This is a genomic window from Nocardiopsis sp. NPDC049922 (assembly GCF_040660275.1).
Taxonomy (GTDB): domain Bacteria; phylum Actinomycetota; class Actinomycetes; order Streptosporangiales; family Streptosporangiaceae; genus Nocardiopsis.
Genome location: NZ_JBFAME010000006.1, coordinates 290,129 through 309,615, shown reverse-complemented (window position 1 = coordinate 309,615; position 19,487 = coordinate 290,129). Strand labels below are relative to the sequence as shown.

Below are 19,487 nucleotides of genomic sequence, written 5' to 3'. Positions count from 1 at the left end.
ACTGACCGGCGTGTACATCCCGACCACCGAGACGCCGTGAACGGCGCGAGCGCCGATGAGCGCTACGCCGAGGTGACCGCCGAGATCATGTCCCGTACGCCCGAGTCCGAGATCGACCCTCGGCTCGACCGGGTCCGCACCCTGTTGGACCTGCTGGGCGAACCGCAGCGCGGATTCCGGGTCGTTCACGTGACCGGCACCAACGGCAAGACGTCCACCGCCCGCATGATCGACGCGTTGCTGCGCGCGCGGGGCCTGCGCGTGGGCCGCTACACCAGCCCGCACCTGCGCACGGTCCGCGAGCGCATCGTCGTCGACGGGGAGCCCGTCTCCCAGGAGCGGTTCGTCGAGGCCTTCGACGACATCCAGCCGTACGTGGAGATGGCGGACGCGGCGAACGACGCGCCGCTGTCGTTCTTCGAGCTGCTCACGGCGATGGCCTACGCGGTCTTCGCCGACACGCCCGTGGACGTGGCCGTGGTCGAGGTCGGTATGGGCGGCCGATGGGACGCCACCAACGTCGTCGACGCCGACGTCGCCGTCGTGACGCCGATCGGGATCGACCACACCGAGTACCTGCCCGACACGCTGGAGGGCATCGCGGAGGAGAAGGCGGGCATCATCAAGCCCGACTCCGTCGCTGTCCTGGCCCAGCAGCCGCTCCCCGCCGCCGAGGTCCTCGTCCGCCACGCCGCCGAGGTCGGCGCCCGCGTGGCCCGCGAGGGCCTGGAGTTCGGCGTCACCGCCCGCGACGTGGCGGTCGGTGGGCAACAGGTCGCCGTCAAGGGACTGACCGGCGGCTACGAACAGCTCTTCCTGCCTCTCTTCGGCGCCCACCAGGCCGGCAACGCCGCCGTCGCCATCGCGGCCGTGGAGGCCTTCGCCGCCACCGGCGACGACGCCGGTGGTCTCGACCCCGCGATCGTCGGCGAGGCCCTGTCCGGGGTCGACTCCCCGGGCCGGATGGAGGTCGTGCGCACCAGCCCGACCGTCATCGCCGACGCCGCCCACAACCCGGCCGGGATGACCGCCACCGCCGCCGCCGTCGAGGAGGCCTTCACCTTCTCCCGGCTGGTCGGCGTGGTCGCGATCATGGCCGACAAGGACGTGGAGGGGATCCTCGAACCCCTTGAACCACTGCTCGACGAAATCGTCGTCACCCGCAACTCCTCGCCGCGTTCCCTCGAACCGGCGCGGCTGTCCGCTCTCGCACAGGAGATCTTCGGAGAGGACCGCGTACGCGAGGCTCCCCGACTCGACGACGCCATCGACCTGGCCGTTGGCCTGGCCGAGGAAGGCACCGAGTTCGGCGGAGCCGGAGTCCTCGTCACCGGTTCGGTCGTCACCGCCGGTGACGCCGTCCACCTGCTGCGGGGAGCGGGGGAGTAGCGGCGGACGACACCACGAAGGGAATCCGCCGTGCGCGTAGTCTGCGCTGTCGTCCTCGCTTTCGAGGTCATCATCCTGGGACTGGCCATCCCCATCGCCATCAACGTGGAGGGCATCGACGTCGGTCTGGCCGCCGGTGTCTGGGGAGGGTTGGCCGTGGCCGCCCTCGTGCTCAGCGCCCTCCAGAGGTTCACCTGGGCCCACTACGCGGCCTGGGCGCTCCAGGCGGTCATGCTGGCCACCTCGTTCCTGGTGTCGGGGATGCTGCTGATCTCCGTCGTGTTCGCCTCCCTGTGGGTGGTCGGTGTGATCACGGGCCACCGGGTGGACGGGGCGCGCGCCGCCCACGCCGCGCGGGCCGCGGCGGAGGAGGCCGCGGAGGCCGATGCCGCCGCGGTGACCGCCCAGGACCGGACCGAAGCCGCCGTGCGCACCGCGCCGGAGTCTCCGACGCGGTAGTGTGGCGCGGGTCCGGGCACGTGGCCGGCCCCTTCCCGGGGAGCGTCCCCGATCGCGGCCGTGCCTTCCGTGACACCCACCCACCCCGTTCTCCGCGTGCGGCGCAGGCCGTGGGCGTCGTCGCCCACCCGTGCCACGCGGAAATCCAGTGAGGAGTTGTACCGCCCGTGGAGCGCACTCTCGTTCTCATCAAGCCGGACGGCGTCCGCCGCAACATCGTCGGCGAGGTCATCTCGCGCATCGAGCGCAAGGGTCTGAAGCCGATCGCCATGGAGCTGCGCACGCTGGACGTCCCGACCGCGAAGACGCACTACGAGGAGCACGCCGAGCGCCCGTTCTTCGACTCGCTGGTCGAGTTCATCACCGGCGGTCCGCTCGTGGCCATGGTGGTCGAGGGCGAGCGCGCAGTGGAGGCGTTCCGCGCCCTGGCCGGCGCGACCGACCCGGTCGCCGCCGCTCCCGGCACCATCCGGGGCGACTTCGCGCTGGAGGTGCAGGCCAACATCGTGCACGGTTCGGACTCCACCTACTCCGCCGACCGCGAGATCAAGCTGTTCTTCCCCGACCTGGGCTGAGCCCGGTCCCGCCGAGCGCCCGGTCCGCGAACACCCGCGGGCCGGGCGCTCGGCGCGTTCGGGCCCGATGCGGCCAATCCCCGGCGAGCGGGGGGTCGCGCCGATAGGCTCGACGGGAGACGCCGCCCACCGGTCCCGGATCGAGGGCCCTCGGCGGTCGTCGGCCAGCGGAGGGGCGGTGGTCGGGAACCCTTGCGCAGCCGGGCATGTCGGCTTTCGTCCGGGGCCTGGGCAACAATTCGGTGTGTTTGCGTAACGCGGTAAGTGCGGTCCGTTACGATACGGGGGCTGGATACCTATCGTGCCGGAACGACTACCTATGGTCGCGCCGGTCAACCGCGTCCGACACGGCGCCTGAGGACGTTACATGCCGAACAATCTTGCTTTTCTCGGCCGGGACATGGCCGTCGACCTGGGAACGGCCAACACGCTCGTGTACGTACGCGGGCGCGGCATCGTGTTGAACGAGCCGTCGGTCGTCGCCGTCAACACCTCCACCGGCAGGATCGTGGCGGTGGGCATCGAGGCCAAGCAGATGATCGGCCGGACGCCGACCAACATCACGGCGATCCGCCCGCTCAAGGACGGCGTCATCGCCGACTTCGAGATCACCGAGCGCATGCTGCGCTACTTCATCCAGAAGATCCACCGGCGCCGCCACTTCGCCAAGCCCCGCGTCATTGTGGCCGTCCCCAGCGGCATCACCTCCGTCGAGCACCGCGCGGTCAAGGAGGCCGGGTACCAGGCGGGCGCCCGCAAGGTCTACATCATCGAGGAGCCGATGGCCGCCGCGATCGGCGCCGGGCTCCCCGTCCACGAACCCACCGGCAACATGGTCGTGGACATCGGCGGCGGCACGACCGAGGTCGCGGTCATCTCCATGGGCGGCATCGTCACCTCGCAGTCCATCCGCGTGGGCGGCGACGAGCTCGACCAGGCCATCATGACCTTCGTCAAGAAGGAGTACTCCCTGATGATCGGGGAGCGCACCGCCGAGGAGCTCAAGATGGCGATCGGCTCGGCCTACCCCACCGGGGCCGAGGAGCTCCAGGCCGAGGTGCGTGGGCGCGACCTCATCAGCGGCCTGCCCAAGACCATCGTCCTGTCCGAGACCGACGTCCGCCAGGCCATCGAGGAGCCGGTCACCGCGATCATCGACGCGGTCCGCACCAGCCTGGACAAGTGCCCGCCCGAGCTGTCCGGCGACATCATGGATCGGGGGGTGGCCGTCACCGGGGGCGGCGCCCTGCTGCGCGGCCTGGACGACCGCCTCCTGCACGAGACCGGCATGCCCATCCACATCGCCGACAACGCGCTCGACACCGTGGCCATCGGCTCGGGCACCTGCGTGGAGAACTACGAGCGGCTGCACCAGGTCCTGGTCCCCGAACGGCGGCGCTGACATGTTCCGCGACTCACCCCGCTCCCGGCTCGTCCTGGCGGTCCTCGTCGCGGCGGCCGTCGCCCTCCTCGTCCTGGACTCCCGCCCCGGCGGCGACCCCGTCACCTCCGCGGGACGGGCCGCCGGGGAGCACGTCTTCGCCCCCGCCGCCGCCGGAGTGGGCTGGGCCGCCGCGCCCGCCGTGTCCTTCTACGACGGCCTGCGCGCGGCCCCGCGCGCCGCCGAGCGCATCGCCGACCTGGAGGCGGAGAACGCCGAACTCCAGGAACGGCTGGTCGCCGCCCGCAACGACGACGAGCGCGCCGACCAGCTCGCCGAACTGCTGCACCTGTCCGGGCTCGGCGGCTACGAGATCGTCCCGGCCCAGGCCGTCACCCGCGTCACCGCGCGCGGCTACGCCCGCACGGTCACCCTCGACGCGGGCGCCGAGTCCGGCATCCGCCCCGACATGACCGTGGTCAACGGGCACGGGCTGGTGGGACGCGTCGTCGAGGTCGGACCGACCACGTCCACGGTCGTCCTGGCCACCGACGTCGCCTCCGCCGTCGGCGCGCGACTGGAGGCCACCCGCAAGATCGGCGTCGTCCGGGGCGGCACCGTCCCGGGCGGCCCGGACGCCGAACTGACCCTGGAGCTGTTCGACATGGAGGCGCCCGTGGAGGCCGGGGACCGCGTGGTCACGCTCGGCTCCCACGCCGGCGCCCCCTTCGTGCCGGGGGTCCCCGTCGGCATGGTCGAGGAGGTCCAGTCCTCCCCGGGCGCGCTGAGCCGCCTCGCCCGCCTCACCCCCGCCGTCGACTTCGCCGCGCTCGACGTGGTGGGGGTGGTGGTCGCGGGGCCCGCCGAGGACCCGCGCGACTCCGTCCTTCCGCCCCGACCCGAATCCGAGGGGAACCGATGAGATCCGCAGCGACCCTGCTCATCGTGGCCGTCGCGGTGCTCGTCCAGGCCACCGCCGTCAACCGGATCCCGTTCGACTGGGGCCCGGGACCCGACCTCGTGGTCGCCGCCCTGGCGGCGGTGGCCCTGACCGCCAGCCCCGCCGTGTCGGCGTTCACGGGCTTCACGGCCGGACTGGCGATCGACCTGCTGCCGCCCGCCGAACACGCGGTGGGCCGGTACGCGCTCGTGCTGTGCGTGACCGCCTACCTGGTGGCCCTGCTGCGCGCCAACACCGGCTCACCGGGGGCGGTGGGCGCGCCGCCGTCGGCCTGGACGGGGATCGTCGTCACCGCGGTCACCTCGCTCGGCGTCGGCTTGGGCTACGCGGCCGTCGGCCTGCTGATGGGCGACCCGCGGGTGTCGGCGGGCGCGGTGGCGACGGCGGTCGGCGTCGGCACGGTCCTGACGACGCTCGTCTCGCCGCTGGTCACGCTGCCCCTGCTGTGGATCCGCAACGCGTTCACGGAGAACGAGTTCGCCACCGTCCAGGGGCCGATGGGCCCGGGAGGGTGGTGATCGCGTGCGCAGGCCACCCGTGGACCCCTCCCTGCCCGGCCGCAAGCTCGGCACGGCGGGCCTGGTCCTCGCCCAGGTCCTGGTGATCACGCTGTTCGCCCTGCTGGGCGTGCGGATGTGGTACCTCCAGGTGCCGATGGGGGAGCACTACCGCGAACTCGCGGTCTCCAACCACCACCAGCGCCTCGTCGTCCCCGCGACCCGGGGGCAGATCCTCGACGCCCGGGGCCGCCCCCTGGTGACCAACCGGACCGAGCTGGTCGTGTCGGCCGACTACCACGAGCTGGTGGGCATGGACGACGGCGGCGAGGCGGTCCTGTCCGACCTGTCCGAGGTGCTCGGCGTCCCCCTGACGGACCTCCAGCAGCGGATGCGGCTGTGCGGCCCCGACGTCCAGCGTCCCTGCTGGCCGGGGTCGCCCTACCAGCCGGTGACCCTCGCCGAGGACGTCGAGGCGCCGATCGCCCTGCACATCATGGAGCGCTCGGACGAGTTCCCGGGGATCACCGCCCAGGCGCACGCGATCCGCGAGTACCCGGGCGGTGAACTGGCCGGGCAGGTGCTCGGCTACCTCCAGCCGGTCACCCAGGAGGAGCTGGAGGCCCGTGAGGAGCTGCGGACGCAGTTCACGGGGATCGACCACGTGGGGCGCGACGGCCTGGAGAAGGTCTACGACTCCGAGCTGCGGGGCACCGCGGGGCTGCGCACCCTGGGCGTGAACAACCACGGCGAGGTCATGGAGGTCATCTCCGACCGCCAGCCCGAGGCCGGGATGCACCTGGTCACCCACCTCGACCTGGAGGTCCAGCGGATCGCCGAGGCGGCCCTGGCGCGGGGCATGGCGGCCGCACGGCCCCGCTACAAGGCGGACTCGGGCGCCGCCGTCGTCCTGGACGTGCGCACCGGCGGCGTGGTCGCGATGGCCAGCGTGCCGACCTACGACCCCAGCGTCTGGCAGGGCGGCATCGACCAGGAGACCTTCGACGAGATGCTCAGCGAGGAGGCGGGCGAGCCGCTGCTGTCCCGCGCCCTCCAGGGCCAGTACCCGCCGGGGTCGACGTTCAAGGTGTCGTCGCTGTCGGCCGCCGCGGAGAGCGGGTACTCGCTGCGCAGCACCTACGCCTGCCCCGGGTCGATCAACGTCGGCGGCCAGAACTTCGCCAACTACGCCGGGCAGGGCCACGGGTCGATCACGATGCACCGGGCGATCGTGGTGTCCTGCAACACGGTGTTCTACAACTTCGGCTACCAGATGTGGCTCAGCGACGGCGGGCTGCACCCGGAGGGGGAGCCGGACGAGGCCATGGCGAACATGGCGCGCGGCTACGGCTTCGGGGCCCCGACCGGGATCGACCTGCCCTACGAGACCAGCGGGCGCATCCCGGACCGCGCGTGGAAGCGCACGTTCTGGGAGGCCAACCGGGAGACCAACTGCCGCCGCGCCGAGCACGGCTACCCCGACGTGGCCGAGACCAACCCGTCGCACGCCGCCTACCTCAAGCGGCTCGCCCACGAGCACTGCGTGGAGGGCTTCGAGTGGCGCGCGGGCGAGGCGGTCAACTTCGCCATCGGCCAGGGCGACGTGCTGGTCAGCCCCCTGCAGCTGGCCAACGCCTACGCCGCCATCGCCAACGGGGGCACGCGGTACGAGCCGCGCGTGGGCAAGGCGTTCGTCTCCGCCGACGGCTCGGTGGTCGAGGAGATCGAGCCCGTCGTCGCCGACCGCCTGCCCGTGAGCGACGAGACCCTGAGCTACCTCCAGGCCGCGCTCACGGAGGTGCCCAAGGCGGGTACGGCGAGCGGGGCCTTCGGCGACTTCCCCCAGGACCAGGTGTCGATCGCGGGCAAGACCGGCAGCGCCGACGTGGTGGGCCGCCAGGTCTCCTCCTGGTTCGCCTCCTACGCGCCCGCCGACGACCCGCAGTTCGCCATCGTCGTGCTGGTCTCCCAGGGCGGCACCGGTGGCGCCACGGCCGCGCCGATCGCCCGGGAGATCTACGAGGGCATCTACGGCTTCTCCCGCGAGGAGGCCGAGGCCGAGGAGGGCGAGGAGCGCGAGGACGCCGAGGGGGAGGATGGCGAGGAGGACGACGAGGTCCGCTCGGAACCGGCCCTGCCCGGCGGCAGGCCCTGGTCGGGCCTGCCCGCGGTCCGCCCCGACGGTTCCATCGACATGCTGGATCGGTGACCATGAGCACTCACGTGGGCGTACCGGGGCCGTCGCCTCGGGCCCGGATCGGCCTGGCCGCCGCGGGGGCGGTGCGCCGCCTCGACTGGACGCTGGTCGGCTCCGCGCTGGCGCTGTGCGCGATCGGCACCATGCTGGTGTGGTCGGCCACCCTGCCCGGCGACGGGAGCGGTCCGATGGAGGCGACCGGGCACGTGCGCCGCCACCTGGCCCACCTCGCGGTCGCCTGGGCACTGTGCCTGGCGGTGGCCTCGGTCGACTTCCGGACCGTGCGCGCCTACGCGCACCTGGTCTACGGCGCGACGGTGATCGGCCTGGTCCTGGTGCTCACGCCGATGGGCGCGGTGATCAACGGGTCGCGCGGGTGGATCGTGCTGGGCGGTTTCCAGTTCCAGCCCAGTGAGCTCGCCAAGGTCGGCCTGGTGCTCGTTCTGGCCACGCTGCTGGGGGAGCCGCGCGACGGCGAGACCAAGCCGATGACCCGGGACGTGCTGTACGGCCTGCTCGTGCTGTCGCTGCCGCTCACCCTGGTGCTGTTGCAGCCGGACCTGGGGACCACGCTGGTGCTCGGCGCCATCTTCCTGGGGGTGCTCACCATGTCGGGCGCCCCGATCGCGTGGGTGGCGGGCATGCTCGCGTGCGGGGTCGCGGCGGGCGCCGCGGTGTGGTGGTTCGACCTGCTGGAGCCCTACCAGCTGGACCGGCTGGCCACGTTGGTGGACCCCTCGGCGGACCCGCAGGGCGCGGGGTACAACTCCGCCCAGGCGCTGATCGCGGTGGGGTCGGGCGGGTTCGTCGGCACCGGCCTGTTCCAGGGCGAGCAGACGCACGGGCGGTTCGTGCCCGAGCAGCACACCGACTTCATCTTCACGGTGGCGGGGGAGGAGCTCGGGTTCGTGGGAGCCGGGGCGATGGTCGTCCTGTTCACCGTGGTCTTCTGGCGGATCCTGCGCATCGCCCAGGGGTGCGACCAGCCCTACCCGCGCCTGCTCTGCGTGGGGGTGGCCACGTGGTTCGCCTTCCAGAGCTTCATCAACATCGGGATGGGGCTGGGGATCATGCCGGTGACCGGGCTGCCGCTGCCGTTCGTCTCCTACGGCGGCACCGCGATCGTCGCCAACCTCCTGGCGCTCGGCCTGGTCCTGGGCGTCAGCGCGCGGGACCGCGGGTTCGAGTGATCGCCGCACCGTCTCGGTAACCTGGAGCAACCGCACGTCAACCACGAAGGCCTCATCACCATGTCCGTCGAAAGCGTCTTCCCGCGGCTCGAACCCCTGCTCGCGAGGGTGGGCAAGCCCATCCAGTACGTCGGGGGCGAACTCAACTCGGTCGTCAAGGAGTGGGACGAGGCGGTGGTGCGCTGGGCGCTGATGTACCCGGACGCCTACGAGGTCGGGGTGCCCAACCAGGGCGTGCAGATCCTCTACGAGATCCTCAACGAGCGCGAGGGGGTGCTGGCCGAGCGCGCCTACGCGGTCTGGCCGGACCTGGAGGCGCTGATGCGGGAACACGGCGTCCCGCACTTCACGGTCGACGCGCACCGGCCGCTCGCGGCGTTCGACGTGCTGGGCGTCAGCTTCGCCAGCGAGATGGGGTACACCAACCTGCTCACGGCGCTGGACCTGGCGGGCGTCCCGCCGCGTTCGGCCGACCGGGGCGAGGAGCACCCGATCGTGCTGGCCGGAGGGCACTCGGCGTTCAACCCCGAGCCGATCGCGGACTTCCTGGACGCCGTCGTGCTGGGGGACGGCGAGGAGATCGCCCTGGCGGTCACGGAGATCGTCCGGGAGTTCAAGGAGGAGGGCGAGCCCGGGGGACGCGACGCGCTGCTGCTGCGGCTGGCCGCGACCGGCGGGGTCTACGTGCCGCGCTTCTTCGACGTCGCCTACCACGACGACGGAAGGATCGCCGCGTACACGCCCAACCGCCCGGGCGTGCCGGGCACGGTCCACAAGCACACCGTGACGGACCTGGACCGGTGGCCCTACCCGAAGCGGCCGATCGTGCCGACCGCCGAGTCCGTGCACGAGCGCTACAGCGTGGAGATCTTCCGCGGCTGCACCCGGGGCTGCCGGTTCTGCCAGGCGGGGATGATCACCCGGCCGGTGCGCGAGCGCAGCCGGGAGACCGTCACGAGGATGGTCGACGAGGGGGTCAGGGCGACCGGGTTCCAGGAGGTGGGCCTGCTGTCGCTGTCGAGCGCCGACCACAGCCAGATCGGCGACATCGCCAAGGGGCTGGCCGACCGCTACGAGGGCACCAACACGGGGCTGTCGCTGCCGTCGACGCGCGTGGACGCGTTCAACATCGACCTGGCCGACGAGCTGACCCGCAACGGGCGTCGGTCGGGGCTGACCTTCGCCCCCGAGGGCGGCAGCGAACGGATGCGCCGGGTGATCAACAAGATGGTCACCGAGGAGGACCTGATCCGCACGGTGACGGCGGCCTACGCGGCCGGGTGGCGGCAGGTGAAGCTGTACTTCATGTGCGGGCTGCCCACCGAGGAGGACGAGGACGTCCTGGCCATCGCCGACCTGGCCGCCGAGGTGATCCGCACGGGACGCGAGGTGACCGGGCGCAAGGACATCCGGTGCACGGTCTCCATCGGCGGGTTCGTGCCCAAGCCGCAGACGCCGTTCCAGTGGGCGGCCCAGACGCCGCACGAGGTGGTGGACGCCCGGCTGCGGAAGCTGCGCGACCGGCTGCGCGGCGACCGCCGGTACGGGAAGGCCGTCGGGCTGCGCTACCACGAGGGGCGGCCGTCGATCATCGAGGGCCTGCTCTCGCGCGGCGACCGCCGGGTGGGACGGGTCGTGGAGGAGGCGTGGCGCGCGGGCGGCCGGTTCGACGGCTGGAGCGAGCACTTCTCCTACGACCGCTGGGCGAAGGCCGCGGAGACCGCGCTGGCGGACACACCGGTCGACCTGGACTGGTTCACCACGCGCGAGCGCCGCGAGGACGAGGTGCTGCCCTGGGACCACCTCGACGCGGGCCTGGACCGGTCGTGGCTGTGGCAGGACTGGCAGGACTCGCTGCACGGCGAGGAGTCGGTGGAGGTCGACGACTGCCGGTGGAACCCCTGCTACGACTGCGGTGTGTGCCCGAGCATGGGGACCGAGATCCAGATCAACGCCCCGGCCGACGGGCGGCCGTCGCTCCCGCTCTCCGTGAAGAGGTGACAACGGGGGGCACTCTGGCCACAGGGGGTGACTCTCCAGTAGGATGCGCGCTCCGGGCGCTCGACCCCGTGGGGGAGCCGCCCGGAAGAGAAGGAAGTACGGCCCGGCGCCCCGCTCGCGCCGGGCCGTACGTGTAGTAGGACTCGCGGGGTACGCGGGGGGTTGCCATCGGATCCGGATTTTCTTCGGATTTTTTTCGGCGGCCCCCGTGTTCTCGTGGTGAATGCCGGTTCGCACTCCGCCCGGCCGCCTCCGGGACTTTTCGACCGCAGGTCAGCGGGGGAGGTACCGGTATGCGTGGTCCTGTTGGCGCATGTGCACCGCGGCGCACCGTACGCTGAACAGGACTGAGGAACAGCCCCTTCAGGTCGCACGCCGACCCCACCGGGGGCACGAGGAAAGGAGTTGAGCTGCCCCCCGCATCCGAGGGCACCACCTCACCCTCCACCACCAGACCCGGTCAACGGCTCCGCGTCCGCTACGCCAAGCGGGGCCGGATGAGGTTCGCCAGTCACCGCGACGTCGCCCGGGCGCTGGAACGCGCCCTGCGCAGAGCGGACGTACCGGTCGCGTTCTCCGAGGGCTTCTCACCGCATCCGAAGGTCTCCTACACCGGCGCGGCCCCCACGGGGGTCGCCAGCGACGCGGAGTACCTCGAACTCACCCTGGCGGAGGAACGCGACCCCGAGCGGGTCAGAGCCGACATCGACGCGGCCATGCCCCAGGGCGTGGACGTGGTCGAGGTCGTCGAGGCCCGCGGCCCCGGCTTCGCCGACCGGCTCCAGGCCTCCGCGTGGCGGGTGGAGCTGGCGGGCGTCGACCCCGACGCGGCCGCCGCGGCGGCCCGCGCCTTCCTGGCCGCCGACAGTGTCGAGGTGGAACGGATGACGAAGAAGGGCCGACGCCGGTTCGACGCACGACCGGCCGTGGTCCGACTCGACGTGGCGGGCGGGCCCGACGGGCGCGCCCCAGGGGAACAACACGCGACATATGCCATACTTCGAATGGTCGTTCGGCACACGACACCTGCCGTACGACCAGACGACGTGCTGACCGGCCTGCGACTCGTGGCCGACCTCGCGCCGCCGTCATCACCGTTGATGACCCGGCTGGCGCAGGGGCCACTGGACGAGACGACAGGTGCGATCGCGGACCCGCTCACCGCGGACCGGCCCGACGCCCACACCACCGTGGGCACCGGACTCGCGGACGACCACCTGGAGCGGAGCGAGAACGCACCACGGCCGTCGGCGCCCAAGAGCGGCCCCAGGGTGGGGTCCATGGGCGCGAACACAGGACTTTGCCCCGGCGACACCCCGGTGCCGCCGGCGCTGACACAGCGACGACAGTTCTCGTGAGCCGCGCCGCCGACCGAGAGGTCGCGGCGCGCCCGAGGACTTTGACGGGAGACCGCCCGGATGCTCGACAACGAGCCCACGAACGGCGCCGACGGCGCCGCGGGTACAACTGAAACAACCAACGCCGAGGCGGCGACGCCCCCTCCGGGGGACGACGCGGTGCGGGTGACCGCGCCCGGCTCCGCCAAGGGCGCACGCCGCGCGGCCGGACCACCCCCCGAACCGGAGGACACCGCCGCCTCCGCCCAGCCCAGGACCACCCTCGCCGGGTCCGGCGAGGGGGGAACGGTCAAGACCTCCGTGAGCGCCGCCCCGCGCCGACGCACCGTGCGCGCGGCCGGCAGCCCCGACGAGGAGGCCCCGGCGCCGCGCAGGCGGGCCAGGAGCACCAGGGCCGCCGCGTCGGCCGACGAGCCCGCTCCGGCCGCCGGGGGCCGGAGCGAGCGGCCCGCCTCCCCGCCCGCGGAGCCCGAGCCCGCGGCGACCGAGGAGGCCTCCGGTGCCGCCGTCTTCCAGTCGCCCGCCATGCTCTTCCAGCCGCCGGTCGCCCAGCAGGCCGCACCCGCTCCCGCGCCCGCCGAGCCGGTCGAGGCCGAGGCCGCCGAGGAGGAGGACGAGGAGACCGCCGAGGAGACCGGCGTCCAGGCGGAGGACACGACCGCCGAGGAGCGGCCGAGCCGCCGTCGCCGCCGCCGCGGCGGCCGGGGCCGGGGCCGCTCGCGCACCGGCGAGGAGACCGCCGCCGAGACCGCCGAGCCCGAGTCGCGCGCCGACGAGGAGCGCGCTCGCGAGGCGGACGAGGAGAGGGAGGAGGCCGCCGAGGCCGCCCCCGAGCAGGCCCCCGCCGAGGAGGGCGAGCGCGGCAGCCGTCGGCGCCGCCGCCGGCGCCGCAGGGCCGGGACGGCCGGCGAGGCCGCCACCACCGACGACCCGCCCAACACCGTGGTCAAGGTGCGCGAGCCGCGCCCGGAGAAGCCGATCGAGGACGAGGTCCAGGCGGTCCGCGGCTCCACCCGGCTGGAGGCCAAGAAGCAGCGCCGCCGCGAGGGGCGCGAGCAGGGCCGCCGCCGCGCGCCGATCGTCACCGAGTCGGAGTTCCTGGCCCGCCGCGAGTCCGTCAAGCGCGACCTCGTGATCCGCCGCAACGGCGACCGCACCCAGATCGCGGTGCTGGAGGACGACGTCCTCGTCGAGCACTACGTCGACCGGTCCACCCACCGCTCCTACGTGGGCAACGTCTACCTGGGCCGGGTGCAGAACGTCCTGCCGTCCATGGAGGCCGCCTTCGTCGACATCGGCAAGGGCCGCAACGCCGTCCTGTACGCGGGCGAGGTCAACTGGGACTCCTTCGGCCTGGACGGGCAGCCCAAGCGCATCGAGTCGGTCCTCAAGTCCGGCCAGTCGGTCCTGGTGCAGGTCACCAAGGACCCGATCGCGCACAAGGGCGCCCGGCTGACCAGCCAGATCAGCCTCCCCGGCCGCTACCTGGTGTACGTGCCGGGCGGGTCGATGACCGGGATCAGCCGCAAGCTCCCCGACAAGGAGCGCGCGCGGCTCAAGCAGATCCTCAAGAAGGTCATGCCGTCCGGCGCGGGCGTGATCGTGCGCACCGCCGCGGAGGGGGCCAGCGAGGAGGAGCTGGAGCGCGACATCTCGCGTCTGGCCAACCAGTGGGAGTCCATCAAGCGCAAGTCGAAGTCGGCGAACGCCCCGTCGCTGCTCAACAGCGAGCCCGACCTGACCGTGCGGGTCGTGCGCGACGTGTTCAACGAGGACTTCTCCAGCCTGGTGGTCGCCGGCCAGGAGGCGTGGGACACCGTCCACGAGTACGTGGACTACGTGGCGCCGAACCTGTCGGAGCGGCTGTCGCACTGGACCGAGGACCGCGACGTCTTCGCCGCGTACCGGATCGACGAGCAGATCAACAAGGCCCTCGAACGCAAGGTGTGGCTGCCCAGCGGCGGGTCGCTGATCATCGACCGCACCGAGGCGATGACCGTGGTCGACGTCAACACCGGCAAGTTCACCGGTCAGGGCGGCAACCTCGAGGAGACCGTCACCAAGAACAACCTGGAGGCGGCCGAGGAGATCGTCCGCCAGCTCCGGTTGCGCGACATCGGCGGCATCATCGTGATCGACTTCATCGACATGGTGCTGGAGTCCAACCGCGACCTCGTGCTGCGCCGCATGCTGGAATGCCTGTCGCGCGACCGCACCAAGCACCAGGTGGCCGAGGTCACCTCGCTGGGTCTGGTGCAGATGACGCGCAAGCGGGTCGGCCAGGGGCTCCTGGAGGCCTTCTCGCACACCTGCGACCACTGCAGCGGCCGCGGTCTGCTGCTGTCCACCGAGCCGGTGGAGGGCAAGGGCGGCAACGGCGGTCGCAAGAAGAAGAAGGGCAAGGGCGAGGCGGAACAGCCCGCGGAGAAGGCCGAGCAGCCGGAGAAGACGGCGAAGGCGGAGAAGGCGGAGAAGAAGGCCGCGAAGGCCGAACCCGTCGAGGCCGAGCCCGCGCCCGTCGCCGAGGAGGCGGCCGAGACGGCGGAGAAGCCCGCCAAGCGGACCCGGAAGCGGACCTCGCGCGCCCGCAAGGCCGCCGAGCCGGCCGAGGAGCCGACCGCCGAGGCCGCGTCCGCCGCCGAGGAGGCGCCCGCCGAGGCTCCGGCCGAGGAGCGGGCCGAGACGCCCGAGGCCGAGGCGCCCGCCGAGCCGGAGTCCGAGGCTCCGGCCAGGAAGACCCGGACCCGGCGCGCCACCACGCGCCGGACCGCCCGCGCCGCGGCCGCCGAGGCTCCGGCCGAGGAGGCCGCCCCGGAGGCCGAGGCGCCCGCCGCCGAGGAGGAGACCGCCGAACGGCCCAAGCGCCGTCGGACCCGGCGCACCAAGGCGGCGGCCACCCCGCCGACCGCGGTGGAGGCCGGTTAGCCACCCGCCGCGTCCGTCCCCGTGGGTCGCTCCCGGGGGGGGGCGGACGCGGCGCGTGTACTGCCACGCGGCGGGTCGGTGGTAATCTGATGGGCGGTGCGTCGGCGCGCTCCGTGTGAGCCCGCGCCCGGACACCGAAGTGCTCTCCACGCAGGGTTTGTTTCCCTCAGATCCCCGCGCCCCGCTACAGGCGATCAGTGGATCGTGGAACGAGGCTTCTTCCCACCTCGGTGGGAGCGGCCCCTTCACAGCCTGGCCTGGCACAGGCAGGGCTGACCCGGGGGCCCCGCGCGAGCGGGCCTGGATTTCCCCCGGGAATGGTCCCAGTGAGTGCATTATTCGTTGAGCGAGCAGGAAGAGAGTTACCCGGTGTACGCGATCGTGCGAGCGGGCGGCCGACAGGAGAAGGTGTCCGTCGATGACGTCCTGAACATCGACAGGGTCTCCGAGGAGGCCGGCGCCACCCTGACCTGGCAGCCCATCCTTGTCGTCGACGGTGACGACGTCATCAGCGAGGCCGACAAGCTGAGCGGGTACACGGTCACCGCCGAGGTTCTCGGTGAGACCGCTGGTCCCAAGATCAACATCCTGAAGTACAAGAACAAGACCGGTTACAAGAAGCGCATGGGTCACCGCCAGAAGCACACCCAGGTGCGCGTCACCGGCATCGCGGCGAAGTAGGAGGCCTGGAGAGATGGCACACAAGAAGGGCGCTTCGTCCAGCCGTAACGGTCGCGACTCCAACGCCAAGCGGCTTGGTGTCAAGCGCTTCGGCGGTCAGACCGTTTCGGCCGGCGAGATCCTGATCCGCCAGCGCGGCACCAAGTTCCACCCGGGCGAGAACGTCGGCCGCGGCGGCGACGACACCCTGTTCGCCCTGGTCGCCGGCGAGGTCAAGTTCGGCAACTACCGCGGCCGCAAGGCCGTGAACATCGTCCCCGCCGCCGCCGAGTAGGTCGCGCGGACGTTGGGGTTTTCGGGGCGGGCCAGGGAACACTGGCCCGCCCCTCGCGTTGTCACTGGTTGACGCGTGTGGTTCGCGGTGACCCTCCTGGGGTGGGCCCGCACGAGTAACGGGGAGAGCTATGCCTGACTTCGTCGACGAGGCGGTCTTGCACGTCAAGGCCGGGAACGGCGGGCATGGCTGTGCCTCCGTGCACCGTGAGAAGTTCAAGCCGCTGGGCGGACCGGACGGCGGCAACGGAGGCCGCGGCGGTGACGTCGTCCTGGAGGTCGACGCCCAGACCGCCACGCTGCTGGACTACCAGCGCCGCCCCCACCGCACCGCCCAGAACGGCACCCCCGGGCAGGGCGGTCACCGCGCCGGGGCCAACGGCGGGGACCTCGTGCTCACGGTTCCCGACGGCACCGTGGTCACCCGGACGGACGGCGAGGTCATCGCCGACCTGGTCGGCCACGGGACCCGTCTGGTCCTGGCCAAGGGCGGCAGCGGGGGACTCGGCAACGCCGCCCTGGCCAACAAGAAGCGCAAGGCGCCCGGCTTCGCCCTCAAGGGCGAGGAGGGCGAGGCCTTCGACGTGCGCCTGGAGATGAAGACCATCGCCGACGTCGGCCTGGTGGGCTTCCCCAGCGCGGGCAAGTCGTCGCTGATCGCCGCGCTGTCCGCGGCCCGGCCCAAGATCGCCGACTACCCCTTCACCACCCTCATCCCCAACCTCGGCGTGGTCGAGGCGGGCGCCGTCCAGTACGTGATCGCCGACGTGCCCGGCCTCATCCCCGGCGCGAGCGACGGCAAGGGCCTGGGCCTGGAGTTCCTGCGCCACATCGAGCGCTGCTCCACGCTGCTGCACGTGCTCGACTGCGCCACCTACGAGCCCGGCCGCGACCCGCTCAGCGACCTGGAGGCGCTGGAGGCGGAGCTGTCCGCCTACGGTGAGCGCGCCGGCGTCGACCTGTCCGACCGTCCGCGCATCGTCGCGTTGAACAAGGTGGACGTGCCCGAGGCCCGCGAACTCGCCGAGCTGGTCACCCCGATGCTGGTCGAGCGCGGGTACCGCGTCCTGGAGGTCTCCGCCGCCTCTCGCGAGGGCCTGCGCGGACTGTCCTTCGCCCTGGGGGAGCAGGTGGCCGCCGCGCGCGCCGCCGCCCCGCCCGTCGAGCCCACCCGCGTCGTGATCCGGCCCAAGATGATCGGCGAGACCCCGTTCGAGGTCGTCCCGCTGGGCGGCAACGCCTTCCGCGTGCGCGGCGACAAGCCCGCGCGCTGGGTCCGCCAGACCGACTTCGCCAACGACGAGGCCGTCGGCTACCTCGCCGAGCGGCTCAACCGCCTCGGCATCGAGGAGGAACTGGCCAAGGCCGGCGCCACCGAGGGCGCCGAGGTGCACATCGGCACCGAGGAGGACTCCGTGGTCTTCGACTGGGACCCGTCGACCGACGCCGAGGTCGTCCCGTCCGGCCCGCGCGGCACCGACGCCCGGCTGGGCTGACCCGCGCGGGGACACCGTTCCACACCAGCCGGACCACACTCAGGTACGCGCACGGCGACCGAACCTGGAGCCGTGCCACGGATGGAGAGCCCCCGGTGGACACCTTGGGAACCGAACACATCGACGAACTGGAGGCCACGGGCCGCAAGGCGGTGGCGACCGCGCGGCGGGTCGTGGTCAAGGTGGGGTCGTCGTCGCTGACGACCCCCGAGGGCCGGATCGACTCCGGCCGCATCCGCGACCTCGTCGAGGTCCTGGCGGCCCGACGCGCGCTCGGGCAGGAGGTCATCCTGGTCTCCTCCGGCGCCGTCGCCGCCGGGATGACCCCGCTCGGCCTGACCCGGCGCCCGCGCGATCTGGCCTCCCAGCAGGCCGCCGCCAGCGTCGGTCAGGGCCTGCTGCTGGCGTCCTACACCGCCGAGCTGGCCGGGCACGGCCTGAACGCCGCCCAGGTCCTGCTCACGGTGGAGGACATGATGCGGCGGGTGCAGCACCGCAACGCGCAGCGCACACTGCGCCGTCTACTGGACATCGGGGCGGTGCCGATCGTCAACGAGAACGACACCGTGGCCACCCACGAGATCCGGTTCGGCGACAACGACCGCCTGGCCGCCCTGGTCGCCCACCTCATGCGCGCCGACGCGCTCGTCCTGCTCTCCGACGTGGACGCCCTGTACGACGGCAACCCCTCCGACCCGTCCACCTCCGTGGTGGATCTCGTGCGCGGTCCCGAGGACCTGGACGGCGTCGACATCGGCAGCAGCGGCAAGCGGGGCGTGGGCACCGGCGGCATGGTGACCAAGGTCGAGTCGGCCCGGATCGCCACCGAAGCGGGGGTGCAGACGGTGCTGACCTCGGCCGCCAACGCGCGCGCCGCCCTGGCGGGGGAGCGGGTGGGCACGCTCTTCGCCCCGACGCGGGGTCGCCGCCCCTCGACCCGTCAGCTGTGGCTGGCCCACGCGACCGCCGGTCGGGGAAGCCTGGTCCTGGACCCCGGCGCGGTCGTGGCGGTCGTGAGCGAGAAGGCCTCGCTGCTGCCCGCCGGAGTGGTCCGCGTGACCGGCGACTTCAGCGCCGGGGACCCGGTCGACCTGCGCGACGAGCGCGGTACCGTGGTCGCGCGCGGACTGGTCAACTACGACGCGTCCGAGGTTCCCGACATGATGGGCAGGTCGACACGGTGGTTGGCTCGGGAGATGGGCCCCTCCTACGAGCGGGAGCTGGTGCATCGCGACGACCTCGTGGTGCTGTGACGCGGCACGGCGGCCGGGCCCTGGGATCCGCCGTCGTCGTGGCCGTCCTGGGCGCCGGGTGCGCGGCGGGTGAGTCCGACGGGGCGGAGCCGCCGCCCGCGGGAGTCTTCGACTACCAGCTCGGCGGCGCCTACGAGCCGCCCTCCGGCGTGGTGGCCGTGGTGCGCGACGCCACCGCCGAGCCTGCCCCGGACCTGTACTCGGTCTGTTACGTCAACGGGTTCCAGACCCAGCCGCAGGAGCGGGACACGTGGGTGTCCGAGCACCCGGACCTGCTGCTGAGCGACGAGGACGGCGAGTTCGTCGTCGACCCCGACTGGCCGGACGAGATCCTGCTGGACGTGTCCACCGGGGAGCGGAGGGCGCGGATCGCCGGGATCGTCGGCGCGACCGTCGAGGACTGCGCGGAGCGGGGCTTCGACGCGGTGGAGTTCGACAACCTGGACTCCCACACCCGCTCCGACGGCGCGCTCACCGCCGACGACGCCCTCGCGCTCGCCGCCGACCTCGCCGACGAGGCGCACGCCCACGGCATGGCCGTCGCGCAGAAGAACGCCGCCGAACTCGCGGGGCGGGCACGCGAGGAGGCCGGGTTCGACCTGGCCGTCGCCGAGGAGTGCGTGGCCTACGACGAGTGCGCCGCCTACACGGACGTGTACGGCGACGCCGTCCTCGCCGTCGAGTACCCGGACACGCTGGAGGTCCCCTTCGAGGAGGCGTGCGCCGACCCGGACACCCCCGCCGACACGATCCTGCGCGACCGCGACCTGGTCGCCCCCGACGAGCCCGGGTACCTCTTCGAGACCTGCTGACCCGCTGCCGGGGGATCCGTGCGAGGGTTCCCCGGGGTC

At 72.6% G+C, this 19,487-nt stretch carries 16 protein-coding genes; all 16 read left to right on the top strand.

Annotated features, from left to right (window positions below):
- Positions 1–36: 36 nt before the first annotated feature.
- The 16 genes from AB0I72_RS14255 to AB0I72_RS14180 all read left to right on the top strand — a co-directional run bounded on the left by AB0I72_RS14255 (position 37) and on the right by AB0I72_RS14180 (position 19,448).
- Positions 37–1,389 carry a folylpolyglutamate synthase/dihydrofolate synthase family protein gene (locus AB0I72_RS14255; protein ID WP_358567389.1) on the top strand — a complete coding sequence of 451 codons (1,353 nt, stop codon included), beginning with the start codon at positions 37–39 and terminating at the stop codon, positions 1,387–1,389.
- Positions 1,390–1,419: 30 nt separating this feature from the next.
- Positions 1,420–1,848 (top strand): DUF4233 domain-containing protein, encoded by a 429-nt coding sequence (locus AB0I72_RS14250; RefSeq protein WP_358567386.1) that lies wholly within the window; start codon positions 1,420–1,422, stop codon positions 1,846–1,848.
- Positions 1,849–2,015: 167 nt separating this feature from the next.
- Complete coding sequence (gene ndk, locus AB0I72_RS14245; protein ID WP_358567384.1) at positions 2,016–2,423, top strand: nucleoside-diphosphate kinase; 408 nt, start codon at positions 2,016–2,018, stop codon at positions 2,421–2,423.
- 367 nt (positions 2,424–2,790) lie between these two features.
- On the top strand, positions 2,791–3,825 hold the full coding sequence (locus tag AB0I72_RS14240) for a rod shape-determining protein (RefSeq protein ID WP_358567381.1): 1,035 nt from the start codon (positions 2,791–2,793) through the stop codon (positions 3,823–3,825).
- Position 3,826: 1 nt separating this feature from the next.
- Positions 3,827–4,726 (top strand): rod shape-determining protein MreC, encoded by a 900-nt coding sequence (mreC, locus tag AB0I72_RS14235; RefSeq protein WP_358567378.1) that lies wholly within the window; start codon positions 3,827–3,829, stop codon positions 4,724–4,726.
- Positions 4,723–5,283 carry a rod shape-determining protein MreD gene (gene mreD, locus AB0I72_RS14230; RefSeq protein ID WP_358567375.1) on the top strand — a complete coding sequence of 187 codons (561 nt, stop codon included), beginning with the start codon at positions 4,723–4,725 and terminating at the stop codon, positions 5,281–5,283. The genes mreC and mreD overlap by 4 nt, the downstream gene beginning before the upstream one ends.
- Positions 5,284–5,287: 4 nt before the next feature.
- Positions 5,288–7,471 (top strand): penicillin-binding protein 2, encoded by a 2,184-nt coding sequence (mrdA, locus tag AB0I72_RS14225; protein ID WP_358567373.1) that lies wholly within the window; start codon positions 5,288–5,290, stop codon positions 7,469–7,471.
- A gap of 2 nt (positions 7,472–7,473) precedes the next feature.
- Positions 7,474–8,649 carry a rod shape-determining protein RodA gene (gene rodA, locus AB0I72_RS14220; protein ID WP_358567370.1) on the top strand — a complete coding sequence of 392 codons (1,176 nt, stop codon included), beginning with the start codon at positions 7,474–7,476 and terminating at the stop codon, positions 8,647–8,649.
- Positions 8,650–8,709: 60 nt separating this feature from the next.
- On the top strand, positions 8,710–10,650 hold the full coding sequence (locus AB0I72_RS14215) for a TIGR03960 family B12-binding radical SAM protein (RefSeq protein WP_358567368.1): 1,941 nt from the start codon (positions 8,710–8,712) through the stop codon (positions 10,648–10,650).
- A gap of 497 nt (positions 10,651–11,147) precedes the next feature.
- Positions 11,148–12,008 carry a TIGR03936 family radical SAM-associated protein gene (locus AB0I72_RS14210; RefSeq protein ID WP_358567365.1) on the top strand — a complete coding sequence of 287 codons (861 nt, stop codon included), beginning with the start codon at positions 11,148–11,150 and terminating at the stop codon, positions 12,006–12,008.
- 60 nt (positions 12,009–12,068) lie between these two features.
- Entirely contained in the window at positions 12,069–14,933 is a 2,865-nt protein-coding gene (locus tag AB0I72_RS14205) for an Rne/Rng family ribonuclease (RefSeq protein ID WP_358567362.1), read from the top strand.
- Between the two features lie 369 nt (positions 14,934–15,302).
- Positions 15,303–15,614 carry a 50S ribosomal protein L21 gene (rplU, locus tag AB0I72_RS14200; RefSeq protein WP_358567625.1) on the top strand — a complete coding sequence of 104 codons (312 nt, stop codon included), beginning with the start codon at positions 15,303–15,305 and terminating at the stop codon, positions 15,612–15,614.
- A 13-nt stretch (positions 15,615–15,627) separates the two neighbouring features.
- Entirely contained in the window at positions 15,628–15,888 is a 261-nt protein-coding gene (gene rpmA / locus AB0I72_RS14195; RefSeq protein WP_358567359.1) for a 50S ribosomal protein L27, read from the top strand.
- Between the two features lie 130 nt (positions 15,889–16,018).
- Entirely contained in the window at positions 16,019–17,383 is a 1,365-nt protein-coding gene (gene obgE, locus AB0I72_RS14190; RefSeq protein WP_358567356.1) for a GTPase ObgE, read from the top strand.
- 95 nt (positions 17,384–17,478) lie between these two features.
- Complete coding sequence (proB, locus tag AB0I72_RS14185; protein ID WP_358567353.1) at positions 17,479–18,636, top strand: glutamate 5-kinase; 1,158 nt, start codon at positions 17,479–17,481, stop codon at positions 18,634–18,636.
- Positions 18,633–19,448: an endo alpha-1,4 polygalactosaminidase gene (locus tag AB0I72_RS14180; RefSeq protein ID WP_358567351.1), complete on the top strand. Its 816-nt coding sequence runs from the start codon at positions 18,633–18,635 to the stop codon at positions 19,446–19,448. The genes proB and AB0I72_RS14180 overlap by 4 nt, the downstream gene beginning before the upstream one ends.
- Positions 19,449–19,487: the final 39 nt, after the last annotated feature.